General features: G+C 46.9%; 13 protein-coding genes. 6 read left to right on the forward strand and 7 right to left on the reverse strand.

What is annotated here, in order from left to right; translation table 11 throughout:
- On the reverse strand, positions 1–1,407 hold a 1,407-nt coding region (locus tag J6U00_RS10670; protein ID WP_296581702.1), incomplete at its 3' end, for a lamin tail domain-containing protein.
- A gap of 460 nt (positions 1,408–1,867) precedes the next feature.
- On the opposite strand from J6U00_RS10670, the gene J6U00_RS10675 reads away from it, so the two are divergent.
- Both J6U00_RS10675 and J6U00_RS10680 read left to right on the forward strand, forming a co-directional pair.
- Positions 1,868–2,422: an RNA polymerase sigma factor gene (locus J6U00_RS10675; protein WP_296581704.1), complete on the forward strand. Its 555-nt coding sequence runs from the start codon at positions 1,868–1,870 to the stop codon at positions 2,420–2,422.
- The gene (locus J6U00_RS10680; RefSeq protein WP_296581706.1) at positions 2,409–3,902 is read left to right on the forward strand and encodes a hypothetical protein; all 1,494 of its coding nucleotides are present in this window, start codon (positions 2,409–2,411) and stop codon (positions 3,900–3,902) included. Before J6U00_RS10675 ends, J6U00_RS10680 begins: the two co-directional genes overlap by 14 nt.
- A 241-nt stretch (positions 3,903–4,143) precedes the next feature.
- On the opposite strand, the gene J6U00_RS10685 is transcribed toward J6U00_RS10680, so the two are convergent.
- The 3 genes from J6U00_RS10685 to J6U00_RS10695 all read right to left on the reverse strand — a co-directional run bounded on the left by J6U00_RS10685 (position 4,144) and on the right by J6U00_RS10695 (position 6,234).
- Positions 4,144–4,356, reverse strand: a complete 213-nt coding sequence (locus J6U00_RS10685) for a hypothetical protein (protein ID WP_296581708.1) — start codon at positions 4,354–4,356, stop codon at positions 4,144–4,146.
- Between the two features lie 547 nt (positions 4,357–4,903).
- A complete protein-coding gene (locus J6U00_RS10690) occupies positions 4,904–5,305 on the reverse strand; it encodes a hypothetical protein (RefSeq protein ID WP_296581710.1) in 402 nt (133 codons plus the stop codon).
- Between the two features lie 56 nt (positions 5,306–5,361).
- Positions 5,362–6,234: an alpha/beta hydrolase gene (locus tag J6U00_RS10695; protein ID WP_296581712.1), complete on the reverse strand. Its 873-nt coding sequence runs from the start codon at positions 6,232–6,234 to the stop codon at positions 5,362–5,364.
- A gap of 193 nt (positions 6,235–6,427) precedes the next feature.
- Here J6U00_RS10695 and J6U00_RS10700 point away from each other — a divergent pair, with 193 nt between their 5' ends.
- From J6U00_RS10700 to J6U00_RS10715, 4 genes are all read left to right on the forward strand, one after another.
- The gene (locus J6U00_RS10700) at positions 6,428–7,585 is read left to right on the forward strand and encodes a hypothetical protein (RefSeq protein WP_296581713.1); all 1,158 of its coding nucleotides are present in this window, start codon (positions 6,428–6,430) and stop codon (positions 7,583–7,585) included.
- A 155-nt stretch (positions 7,586–7,740) separates the two neighbouring features.
- A complete protein-coding gene (locus tag J6U00_RS10705; RefSeq protein WP_296581714.1) occupies positions 7,741–8,691 on the forward strand; it encodes an ABC transporter ATP-binding protein in 951 nt (316 codons plus the stop codon).
- 2 nt (positions 8,692–8,693) lie between these two features.
- On the forward strand, positions 8,694–9,827 hold the full coding sequence (locus tag J6U00_RS10710) for an ABC transporter permease (protein WP_296581715.1): 1,134 nt from the start codon (positions 8,694–8,696) through the stop codon (positions 9,825–9,827).
- Positions 9,814–10,998 (forward strand): ABC transporter permease, encoded by a 1,185-nt coding sequence (locus J6U00_RS10715; protein WP_296581716.1) that lies wholly within the window; start codon positions 9,814–9,816, stop codon positions 10,996–10,998. The genes J6U00_RS10710 and J6U00_RS10715 overlap by 14 nt, the downstream gene beginning before the upstream one ends.
- Positions 10,999–11,175: 177 nt before the next feature.
- Here the strand turns inward: J6U00_RS10715 and J6U00_RS10720 are convergent, their stop codons facing one another.
- From J6U00_RS10720 to J6U00_RS10730, 3 genes are all read right to left on the reverse strand, one after another.
- Positions 11,176–11,871, reverse strand: coding sequence for an alpha/beta fold hydrolase (locus J6U00_RS10720; protein ID WP_296581718.1), 696 nt, complete (start codon positions 11,869–11,871; stop codon positions 11,176–11,178).
- Position 11,872: 1 nt separating this feature from the next.
- Complete coding sequence (locus J6U00_RS10725) at positions 11,873–12,124, reverse strand: acyl carrier protein (protein WP_296581720.1); 252 nt, start codon at positions 12,122–12,124, stop codon at positions 11,873–11,875.
- On the reverse strand, positions 12,117–12,324 hold a 208-nt coding region (locus J6U00_RS10730), incomplete at its 5' end, for a hypothetical protein (RefSeq protein ID WP_296581722.1). The genes J6U00_RS10725 and J6U00_RS10730, both read right to left, overlap by 8 nt.

A 12,324-nucleotide genomic window follows, 5' to 3' on the forward strand; every position in this document is an offset into this window, starting at 1 on the left:
GCCGCCAGCTGCGTCACCCTGCTGGCCACCGAAGCCGCCCCACTGCTGAGCACCGCCCTGCTGTGCGTCGCCGCCCATGTTCCAGCCGCCAGCTGCGTCACCCTGCTGGCCGCCGAAGCCGCCCCACTGCTGAGCACCGCCCTGCTGTGCGTCGCCGCCCATGTTCCAACCGCCGTTCTGGCCGCCCATGTTCCATCCGCCTTGCTGAACATCTTCGTCAGCGTTTACTGCGGGACCGCCTGCGCCGCCAAGCTGAACATTGCCCCAGTTGCCCTGAGCTGCGTCACCATTCTGACCGCCCATGTTCCAGTTGCCCATGTTGAAGCCGCCCTGAGCTGCGTCACCATTCTGACCGCCCATGTTGCCCCAGTTCATGTTTCCGCCGCCGAAGTTCATGCCGCCGAAGCCGCCCATGCCTCCGCCGCCTTCTTCGTATACCTTACCTGTTACATAGATACCTTTTTCGTAATCGAAGAGGTTATCGGGATCGGTAACGAGTGAGATTACCTTCATGTTCTTGTACTTGTCAACGTTGGTTGAGCCAACGAAATAAGTCTTTGTAACTACAGCACTTGATCTGCCCTGAGAATCAACTGCTACTGCACGTACAACGGCTGCCTTGAGCACGCCCTCATCGGGAGCAAGAATGTCGGTATAAGCCGAGATGTCTGTTCTTGCGCTGAGCTTGTTAGGCTGGCTGGTCATATCCTGTACTGTGATAGGACCTGTGTATCTCTCGGAAGCAGATGTAGGATCGCTTCCGTCCAGTGTATAGTAAATGGTTGTGCCCTGAGGAGCTTCCAGTGTGAGAGAGAAGCTATTGTTATAGAAACCACTCTCTGCGGAGAAACCGGGGGTCCTTATTGCGTTTGAGCCCTCGGGAGCACTGTTTGCAGCGTCTGGAGTGGTTGAGAGAACATAAAACTCTCCGCTTCCGTCTGGATACTGACCGTAGGAAGTATCCTTAGCCATATCGTCAAAAGTTATCTGAGAAGCTACGTTTCCAGAAGCATCGGTAAGAGTGAGGGTCTCGCCGCTGGTGGAAAGTCCGAAAGGAGCGATGGCGCTGTTTGTCTCGCCTGCTGTTCCGTCACAGAAAACTACCTTTCTTCCGCCTGCCTGAATGGTAGTGCCTGCGGGGAATGTGAAGCGGTAAGGTGTTTCAGCCTTGTCGCTTATGCCCCATCCGCTGATATCGACTGCACTGTTAGAGCTGTTGTAGAGCTCTATCCAGTCGTAGGTACCGCCGTCGGGAGCTGTGTAGGTGGAATTCTTCGGACATACTTCATTGATAGTTACCGAGCTTGCTGCAGATACCTGAGCAGCCGGGAATGCGCCTGCGGTTCCGAGGATCATAGCAAGGCTCATTATACCTGAAACCGTTCTTCTTGCTGATTTGTTTAACATAATTTTCCCTCCATTGTGATTTTTCATGTTACCTTGAACTCGGGTTCACAAAACCCTCATTCTTTTTTCATCTTGCTTACATGATATAAAATCATTCTTAAAATAATCTTAAACCTGTCTTAAACTGGAAAAATCTTTTTCAGGGGTCTTAAACAGCAGCTTTTTCAAGCTATTCCGTAATTTCAGTATATCACCTTCAACAAACTCTGTCAACGAAAAGAGCAAAAAATGAACAATTAATTCAAAGACAGCAAAAAATGAATGGATTTTTGATATGTTTTATGGCTTTTATGTTATCTTTACTGATTTTTAAAATATAAATAATAACATATTTTCACTTGACTGTAAACTTATTTCATAGTATCATGTATATATATAATATTTCAGATATATGAGAGAATTCCCATTCTCATACGTCTAATAAGTGAGAAGGGAGCATCATTCCGGAAAGGGGGCGCTCATGGATCAAGGTGCATCTCTGTACCGCCGTTATCTCGACGGTGACGACGAAGCTATGGTGGAGCTGATACACGTCTACAAGGATGGTCTTATACTGTATCTCAATGGAATAGCTGGAAATCTCAGTCTAGCCGAGGAGCTTATGGAGGATACCTTCTTCAAGCTTGCTGCAAAGAGACCGAGATACTCGGAAAAAAGTTCATTCAAGACATGGCTGTACACCATAGGCCGCAACTCTGCACTTGACAGCCTGCGTAAAAGCAAGCGCATATCCGACATTCCCATAGAGGAACGATATGATATTTCCGATGAGCGCGATCTTGAACAGGAATATCTGCGCGAGGAACAAAAGATCTCTCTTCACAGGGCTATGGAAACTCTCAGCTCGGATTACAAACAGGTGCTTTATCTCACCTTCTTTGAGGAAATGAGCAATGCTGAGGCTGCTGCAGTAATGAAAAAAAGCAGACGGCAGATTGAGAATCTCCTGTACAGAGCCAAGCTCGCGCTGAAAACAACGCTGGAAAAGGAGGGCTTTGAGTATGAGGGACTATAAAGACATAGCAAACAGTGTTTTCCGGCGCCGCGAAGAATATGAAAAGGAAAAGTCAAGGAAAAAAGCAGTATTTATAAGACGTACATCTATTGCCCTCAGCTGCTGCCTAATGCTGACCGTATGTTTCGGTATATGGCGCATGAATCTTCTGGATCCAATCTTCGGACCCAACGGTGGAAATAAGTTCGACATGACAGAGCCTCCTACAGCAGCCTATACAGATATCGTTACCACCACTGACAGCAGTACCACTGCAGCATCGTCTTTAGCATCTGCAACGACTGAGTTTTCTGGCACTTCAACAAAAATAACAACGGTGACTCCAACATCATCTGTAGCATCATCTGCAAGCACAGCGACTGCAACGTCCTCACACGCTGCAAATACCACCGCAGCAGACAGAAGGACGACAGCTTCCTATACCGAGATCACGCGCCGCACGTCAACTACTTCGGCTTCAAGTACTATGGTTACAACAACTCCTGAAGCTGTCGCTACGGATACCAATATGCTTCTGACGACTACGAGATATACTTTCCCTACAACTGTCACAAGAACTACAATACGCACGACTACCGCAAGGACCACTACGGCAAGAACTACCTCGCGCCAGCCTTTAACAAGTGCTACAGCACGCCCGACCACCACATTTGCGCACACTACGACAACAAGGGCTACCACATATTTGCACACTACGACAACAACAACAAGGACTACCATAACCGGTATTTATACGACTATCACGGCAATGCCTTCTCAGACTACCTATGTATCGAGCACAGTATCTCCTCATACCACCTATGTGACGAACGCTGTGCCTCCTCAGAATGAAACGTTGACCGGTTTCAACTACAGGGGCTCATTATACACCATTTCGGACAGATATGACAGCCGCCCCAATTACTCAATCGACCATGTCATCTACAGTGGAAAGATGGAGCTAAACGGCGATGTAATCCCTTACAGTGTCTATGTATTCGACGGCATTACCGAAGAGTTTATATGCTCGGTATCGACAGAGTCGGGAACCCAGCGGTATATCTGCGTGAATACTAAGTTTGTTCCTACAGACACTCAGAGATGCCTGAACTCAATGGGTATATGCGACTATATGGATCTGACATATATATACAGTTCAGAAATGCAGTCATATCGTTCAGCTTTAGAAGGCGAAAAGACTGAGCTGATAGGCCTTTTAAAGGAGCTTGACGGATCGCTGACATCGTATTCTCAGTCTGACAACTACCTGCGCAGGCAGGCAGCCGATTCGGGTTGGACATATCCAGACACCGATCTTTCACAGTATAGTGTTGCATTTGGGTTCGAAATGCCTGAAATAATCGACCCGGGCAAGTATTTCGGCAGCGGCTATATCGCTTTTACCAACTCGGGAGAAATGATATTTGAGCTGCTCGATTACAAATACACTTTCGACATCGGAGAGGAAGCAGCTGAAAAGATAATCAGCAGCTTCGGCTAACATTTAAAAATCCCCGTTCTGACCGCAATAAATGGGAAGTTCGGGGCTTTTTTGCACCAAGTTCTTCATTTTGTCCACCTAATATTTATTTTTTCGGTTGTTATCAATTCATATATTATTTATAATAAAGATAAAGCAATAAGGGATTGCTTCTATATCGTCCGCAGTTCGAGCGGGCAAGCGCAAGGGATATTAAATTTTTGGAGTGATAAAATTGAATAATGTCATATTTGACAGACTTCTATGCAGCTTCAGGGCGCTTGCCCGGCTGCCTGCGGAGTCTGTATCCGGGCAGATCGGCTCTTGAGGGTGGCAGTACAGAGCTTCGGCTGTGCTGAGCTGTTTTTCCCTCCCGTATATACAGCCTGCGTAATGCTGACGTTGTTTCTGCGGCTCCTTTGAGAGCTGTATTTTTGCTGCCGGAGGTATTCTCCGGAGCGGAGATCTGCTTCACAGCAGGAGATGATCCTGCGTGATACAATACAAGTTTACCCTCAGAAGCTTTCACGCACGCTTTCAGGAATGGAAGCGTACAGCTTCATTCACGGCGAGGTAACTGCAATTATGCACAAAGACAGACGGCCCCTCTCCCGTCTGTCTTTGTCCTCGGCGTTATTAAAAAAGTTACAGAGACGTATATTTATAGATATCAGCTGCTGTGCGGTTGATATACCGCGGCACATTCCCTTATGAGCCGCACAAGGCTCCTGTCTGTAAGGCAGTGGCGGGAGCATATCCAAGTCAACAGACCCTGCGGACCGGGAGACTCTGCACATAACTCTCCCTGCCCCTGCGGGTTTGCTGTTCCGTATACCCGACCGGATAGCTCGGGACCGCGGAAAATACAGTATCACTAAGAGATCGTGCCAGCCACTTTACAAAGACTATAGGCGGTCTTTGTGATATATTGCTGTTAATTCCTTTTCTGCTATCCTTCCTTTAGTAAGAGGGCAAATCAGAACAGTCTTATCTCTAATGGCGGAGGTAGGGCTGTTGCTCTTTTAGAGGGATATCTTCACTATATCGTCAATTGATATGTGCAGTCCGCTGCAAAATACTATCTGCCGCGAAGCTTCCTCTATAAAACGAAGGTTTCCAGATACGGTGAGGTACTCTCCTCCACTCTTGTGTTTATCGGGAACAAAATAAGTGATTTCGCAATAGGGCTCCCCGGCGATGCGTTCGTTGAGGAGCTTTATTTTTTCGTTCAGTTCCGCCTCATCGTCCTCGCAAAGCTCGGCTTTGCACTCGGTAAGGCGAGCAGACTCCTCCACGGCGTCTTCGTAGCCGGTGAGAGCCGCAAAGGGCGCGAACTGAGCCGCACGGCTCTGTTTGGAGAGATGCGGTCTGTTCTCCGAAACATGGTGTGGCAAATCGATTATATCATCGTATTGTTCCGTCATCTTAGGAGGCTCCTTTCAGTCATGATGTCATTTTAGGGCGGATAATCTTTTGAAAGTTAATTTATCAGCTCTCGGAAAAAATCGCACTCGTCATCGTTAGCCTTAGTGGCTTCGGCGTTCTTTATGTTGCAGTGGAAAACATGATAGAGCTTGCAGTCATCGCTGCCGTACTCCTTGTAGTGGTAAGGAACGCCTTTTTCTCTGAGAGCCTTTTCCATTTTTGGAGACTCGCTGCGGAGACTGTCACAGTTGGCAGTCATTATATATGACGGAGGGAAGTCCTTCGTTACGTGCTTTATTACTGTCAGGTCCGAGAGGACATTCTCGCTGCCGTGTTTGGGAAGGTAGTCCCTAAGAGTTTTAACAGTGCAGAAGTGCTCAGTGTCGTATATGCCGCAGTTTAGGGCAAGCCCATTTATTTTCAGTCCTTCCGGAGGCGTGAAGCTATATCTTTCGGCGTAGTCCGGTGAGGTGAGTATACAGGCGTAAAGAGCTATACCCGTAGCTCCTGCGGAGTCTCCCACAGCAAAGATATTATTGGTATCGAAACCGTATTTTTCCGCGTTTTCAATGAGCCAGCAAAATACCTCGTTCGTGTCCTCAAATGGAGCCGGATAGCGGTATTTCGGAGCAAGTCGGTATGTGTAATTAACAACGGCGAAGCCTCGCTTTGCCAGATCCATGCAGTAGAACTGATATACTTCCTTGTCACCGTAGACCCAGCCGCCGCCGTGAAAGCTGACTATAACGGGTAGCCGGCTGTCTGCTGCGGACTTGGGGCGGTAGACGTCAAGCATGTTCCATTTCGGGTCGCTGCCGTACTGGAGATCATCAAAGCGTTGTATCTCCGACGGTGTAGTTAGACCGCTGTCACGAGTTGTATCGCTTTTGGTACACATTTTCCTGAAAATAAAACTGTTAAGGGACATTATATCACTTCTTTTCTGTACTAATTCTGGAACTGACATCTGCTCCGAATTATTGGATATACGCTTATTATATCAGGCTTTTTTTGCAGTGTCAAGACAGCGAGTTGACTGGAGCGGCGGCTTATGATATAATGTATATCAGACTGCGGACTTGTTTCTGCGGTCATTTCCTGCTTTTACGGAGGTACCTGTTTTGAAAGGGAATATCATAAAGCTATCGGCAGTCCTGTTGTCGGCGGCTGCGCTTTCAAGCTGCGGAAGGACTGAGATAGACCCAAATGATTATCTTGCAGTTCATTTCAGCGGACTTGATACCGCTGCCTCTGCGGACTATGACATAGACTGCGAAAAAATGGTGAAGGACAACCTCAGAGCCTTCAGAATAAAAGATGAGGGCGACGAGACTGCCATAAGCCGTGCTGCTGAAAGGCTGGAGGAGAACCTTTCCTGTATTCCTGACAGGGATACCATGCTCTCCAACGGAGATATCATAACATTTGCATGGGACGGCAGCGGACTTGATGAGCTTGAGAAAAGCTATAAAATAAGGCTCAGTCTTATCGACAGGGAGGTTACTGTCAGCGGTCTTGAGGAGGCTGAGCCTTTCGATCCCTTTGACTTCCTGTCTATAGATTACTGCGGAACAGAGCCGGGCGGAACAGCTGTGTTGAGCTGTGAGGATATGCCTGTAAAGGGTATTGGGTTCACCGCGGACAAAAGCAGCGGTCTAAACAACGGTGACAGGATAAAGATAAGCTTCGGCAGCGGCAGCGAGGAGGAGATAAAGGATGCTTGCTTTGCTCAGGGCTATATACCTTCATGCTTTGAAAGGGAGTATACTGTTGCAGGATTGCAGCACTATATCACGAAGCTCAGCAGCATAAGCCGTGATTCATACAATAAAATGGACAGCTATACGCAGGCAGAGTTTAGAAAGCTTGCCGGTACATGGAAGGACAGGGAGTGTACTGATATACAGCTTCTCGGTGCAGAGCTATATACTCCTGCGGAGGGAGAGGCAAAATGGGGTAGAAACGCCCTCTGCTTTATCTATGAGGTAACTGCGGAGATAAAAAAAGATAAGAAGCCAGAGAAAAAGGAGACTGTGAAATATTTCTATTTTACTTACTTTCTCAACACAGTTGCGCCGGACAAGGAGGAGCAGCCTTTCCCTGCAGAATGTGCTGTATTTCCAAGTTATTCCGAGTTCTACACCTCAATATACGGAGACGCTTTCAAGGTGGGAGACATAGTTTTCGAGGGCTACAGAACCCTTGACGAGCTTGAAAGTGCTCTTGCGGACTGCTTTGAAAACAGCGCCTGTGAGACTGATATAAATAATGAAGAATGACCAGAGCCCGGAGGCGAATTGCTTCCGGGTTTTTTATGACATTTGCATTTATGAAATGTGACATTTGTCATATAAGGAACTGACTGTGGACACTACAAAAGTATCTTCCGGTGAGGTATAATAATTACAGTAAAAAACACAAGGGAGGAAATATTATGGAAAAAACAGTTGTTAAGATACATGATCTCATAAAGCGCTACGGCGATCTCATTGCCCTCGACCATTTCAGCCTTGAAATAAATGAGGGGGAGATATTCGGACTTCTCGGCCCCAACGGCTCCGGAAAGACCACCACCATCAACTGTCTGCTGTCTCTGCTCTCCTTCGATAAGGGCAGTATAGAGATATTTGGCAGGGAGATGACTCCTGTCAGCTACGACATAAAGAAGCAGATAGGTATAATCATGCAGAACGTGGCGGTATTCGGCGAACTGACCGTGTATGAGAACATAGACTATTTTTGCGGACTTTACATAAACGATAAGGAGAAGCGCAGACAGTATGTGGAGGAAGCCATAAAATTCGTGGGACTTGACGAGTTCAGGAAATTCTATCCCAAGAAGCTCTCAGGAGGACTTCTCCGTAGACTGAATATAGCCTGCGGCATAGCCCACAAGCCAAAGCTAATAATCCTTGACGAGCCCACAGTGGCAGTTGATCCGCAGAGTCGTAACCGTATCCTCGAAGGTATACAGGAGCTCAACAAAAACGGCGCTACGGTTATATACACCTCCCACTATATGGAAGAGGTGGAGCAGATCTGCACCCGTATCGCTATCATGGATAAGGGCAGAAAAGTGGCAGAGGGCACAAAGGACGAGCTCAAGCGCATGATAAAGAATACCGAGACCATAACCATAGAGATACTGGAGCTTCCGGAAAAAGTCCTTAAGGAGACGGCTTCTATGCCTCATGTATACGATACTGAGTACAGTGAGGGCAGGCTTGTGGTATACTGCTCAGGCGGCAAGCACAATCTCATAAGGATACTTGATGTTCTGCAGAAGAATGAGCTGAGCTTCGGAAGAGTATACACAGAGCTCCCCACTCTAAACGACGTGTTCCTTGAAATAACCGGCACTGCTCTCAGAGACAAGGAGGATTGACTATGTTCCTGCATATATTAAAATATGAGTTGAAGAGCGGCCTCCGCACAAAGGATCTCATGATATGGCTCATACTTTTCCCGATAATTCTCGGTATATGCTTCAAGGTAGCCTTCGGCAGCATATACGAAAAGACTGAAAAATTCAGCTCCATACCTGTTGCTGTAGTTGAGGATAAGGAAAATACAGCTTTCAGACAAGTGATTGAAGGCATTGAGAGCTCGGAGGATCCCTTCCTCAGTGTGAGCTTTACGGATATGGAAAGCGCTGAAGAATTACTGGACAAGGGCGAAGTTGAGGGCGTGATCGTATCCGGAGAAAAGCTGAGCCTTACCGTAAAGGAAAGGGGACTGCGTGAGACCATGCTTAAATCCTTTCTGGAGCAGTATACCGTCCGTGAGAAGATTGCTATGGACGCCATAAATACAGCTCCCGAAAAGGCCCAGGAGGTAATATCCTTCCTTACCGGAGAGTCGGTCACGTCCTGCAGGGAGATACCTCTTACACAGGGAAATCCCGATGTGTATATACAGTATTTTTACAACCTTATCGCAATGGTGGCACTATTCGGCTGCAATATCGGAATGCACATAACGATCCAGAATCAGGCTGACCTTTCGGCTCTCGGAGCAAGGAACAACTGCTCTCCTGCCCACAAGTCGGTGAGCATAATTGCAAGCCTTACGGCAAGCTGCATATTGCAGACCTTATGTATGTTACTCTGCGTATCCTTCCTTGCCTTCATACTAAAGGTGGACTTCGGCGACAGGCTGCACCTTGTATATCCTGCGGCAATAATGGGCGGAATACTCGGAGTTTCCTTCGGATTTTTCGTAGGCTCTATCGCCCGCGTCGGCGAAAAGGCAAAGACAGCTATCATCTCTTCTTTCGTCATGCTACTGTGCTTCTGCAGCGGTCTTATGGTGGGAAATATGAAGGCTATCATAGCCGAAAAGCTACCGTGGTTCAATAATATCAACCCTGCGGCTCTTATATCCGACTGCTTCTACTGTCTGAATATCTATGAGGATTACGACCGCTTCATATCAAAGCTTGTCGCTATGGCAGTGATAACGGCTGTGTTTGCGGCTCTTGGCTTTATATGTTCAAGGAGGAAGAAATATGCAAGTATTTAAGGCTATGCTCAGGGTTATGAAAAAAAGGCTGCCCTCTGCGATGATATATGTTGTCGTTTTTATCGTAGTATCGGTCATAGTATCAAGTGCTGCGACCAAGGATAACAGCTTCGAGGCGAGCAGGCTTAGGATATGTATATTCGACGAGGATGATACTCCAGAGAGCCATGCTCTTGCGGAGTTTATAGGAAAAAGCAATGATATAGTTGAAATAGAGAATGACAAGGATGCTATAATAGATGCACTGTATTATCAGTGGGCTAACTATGCTCTCATAATAAACAAGGGATATGCTGGAAAAATTGCGGCAGGGGATACGTCGGACCTCTTCAGCAGCTATTGCCTCGACGAAAGGTTCTCTACAGTATATATGGGACAGCTGCTTAATGAATATGCGGTTTCTGTAAAGGCTTATACAACTATGGGCATGACAGTTACCGAGGCTGTGAGCTGTACAGAGGAGGTACTGGAGCAGAACGCTGAGGTAAGTATGCTTAGAGCCGACAATGGTGGAGATTCCCATTTCAGCGTTGATTTCGCGGCATATTTCCAGTATATGCCATATATACTCATATCCGTTATCATAAGCGTTGTCAGCATGGTGCTGGTGATAATGAACAGGAAGGACGTTCGCTACCGCACTAATTGCTCGTCCATGAGAAATTCATCATACACTTTCCAGATCTTCCTTGGCAGTTTCCTGTTCGTGTTTGTTATATGGCTGCTGCTCATTATAGTAGGAGCGGTACTGAATGAGGAGATGTACACCGGCAGAGCGTGGCTGGCAGTTCTCAACAGCTTTATACTCTCCATGGTCATAGCGGCTCTGGCAGTGCTCATATCGAGCTTTGAACCCAAGGACAATTTACTGAGCCTGATAACTCAGGTTGCCGGACTTGGAATGAGCTTCTTCTGTGGAGTATTCATACCTTTGGAGGTGCTCAGCGACAAGGTGGCGGCAGCAGCGAGATTCCTGCCGGTATACTGGTATATCAGGGCTAATAATATGATAGCTGAGACCGAGGCATACAGTTTCCGGGGAGTTATGCAGTGCTATATGATACAGATTGCGTTTGCGGCTGCCCTTGTGTTGATAACACTTCTTGTTCGCAGAGTAAGGTACAGCGGTGCGGCTATAAGTACCACTGTCAGAAAGGCAGCGGTTCGATGAAGTGGGCAGAACAGGGCTTTATTCAACCAAACCCAAACCATCGAATATAAGAATAGCTGCGAAATTGCTGATGTAAACAAGGGCTGTGGCAGTAAAACAGATGATATTTTTATTCGCTACAAGAGATGATCTGAACAAAAAAAGCCCCCAAATCATTGTGATGGGGGCTTTGAGTTGTTATATGTGCAGTTTCTTTTTGATTATGCTGCAGACTTCTTCCTTATGCTCATTGAAATAAAAGTGGTCACCGCTGAATGGTATCACTTCACATTTACCGTCGGTGAATCGGCTCCAGCCTTGCATATCCGTCCTCTGCATTAGGGGATCCTCAATGCCGTAAAGTGCCGTGATATCACAGGGGAACTTTACGTCCTCGGGAGTTGCTCTGTAGCCCTCAGCCATGCGCACGTCAGTGCAGAGTATGCGGTTGAGTAGTTTAACAAGAGCATGATCGGGTACAGGAACGGCTGACGAAAGAGAATTTTTCGTGAAGAATGAAACTATCTCCTCATCGGAAGCGTTTTTAATATGTTCAAAGCAGTGTATGTCCTCGTCGGGAGGGTTTTTCCCCGAAAGAAATATATGACAGGGCATTGCAAGTCCATTTTTCTTTGCCTGACGCACAAGCTCGGTAACGAGGACCGTTCCCATGCTGTGTCCGAAGAGAGCATAGTCACCTCTGAGAAGTTCTGAGTGCTTGTTTATGAGATCTGTAACGCAGTCGGGTATTGTGTCAAGGAGTGGCTCAGAAGGGCGTGTAAAACGTCCTGAGAGCTCCATGGGAACAACTGTGAGTTCCTTTGGCAGAAAGCGCTTGAAGGAACTGTAGCTTTTTGCCGAACCACCTGCGTGGGGTAGAAAAAACAATACCATATTAGCCCTCTGCTGGAGTACCTTTTTCGTTGAGGAGGTCGAAGATCTCACCGACCTTGCTTATAGAAGCTACCAGCGAAAGGGGTACGTTCAGTTTGAAGCTTTCTGTTATCTCCGAGCCCAGACCGAAAAGTCCAAGTGAATCGAGGTAAAGATCATCGTAAACGTCCGTGTCTCGTGTTATTTCAGAGGCGTCAACTCCCACGTAATCGGAGATAGCCTTTGTGAATTCGTCAAAGTTAAGGTTATTCATTATTTGTACTCCTTTTTCCTAAGGTATTTGAACTGTATCTTTCCGATGTCCTTTGGTATCTCCTCAACGAAAAAGGTACTCCAGCAGAGGGATGATACAATATTCCTGATTTGATACATAAAATATAATGGCAGTCCTTCCGGGCTGCCATTATATTTATATATTCAATTCTTATTGAATTTGAGCTCCTGAAAATCCGC

Origin of the sequence: Ruminococcus sp., from assembly GCF_017650195.1 — a bacterium.
Taxonomy (GTDB): Bacteria; Bacillota; Clostridia; order Oscillospirales; family Ruminococcaceae; genus Ruminococcus.

Bases quoted from the DNA above. Each gene is read 5' to 3' on its own strand.
- J6U00_RS10710 (WP_296581715.1), top strand. From the start codon at position 8,694: ATGTTCCTGCATATATTAAAATATGAGTTGAAGAGCGGCCTCCGCACA.
- J6U00_RS10680 (WP_296581706.1), top strand. From the start codon at position 2,409: ATGAGGGACTATAAAGACATAGCAAACAGTGTTTTCCGGCGCCGCGAA.
- J6U00_RS10715 (WP_296581716.1), top strand. From the start codon at position 9,814: ATGCAAGTATTTAAGGCTATGCTCAGGGTTATGAAAAAAAGGCTGCCC.
- J6U00_RS10705 (WP_296581714.1), top strand. From the start codon at position 7,741: ATGGAAAAAACAGTTGTTAAGATACATGATCTCATAAAGCGCTACGGC.
- J6U00_RS10695 (WP_296581712.1), bottom strand. From the start codon at position 6,234: ATGTCCCTTAACAGTTTTATTTTCAGGAAAATGTGTACCAAAAGCGAT.
- J6U00_RS10725 (WP_296581720.1), bottom strand. From the start codon at position 12,124: ATGAATAACCTTAACTTTGACGAATTCACAAAGGCTATCTCCGATTAC.
- J6U00_RS10675 (WP_296581704.1), top strand. From the start codon at position 1,868: ATGGATCAAGGTGCATCTCTGTACCGCCGTTATCTCGACGGTGACGAC.
- J6U00_RS10720 (WP_296581718.1), bottom strand. From the start codon at position 11,871: ATGGTATTGTTTTTTCTACCCCACGCAGGTGGTTCGGCAAAAAGCTAC.
- J6U00_RS10690 (WP_296581710.1), bottom strand. From the start codon at position 5,305: ATGACGGAACAATACGATGATATAATCGATTTGCCACACCATGTTTCG.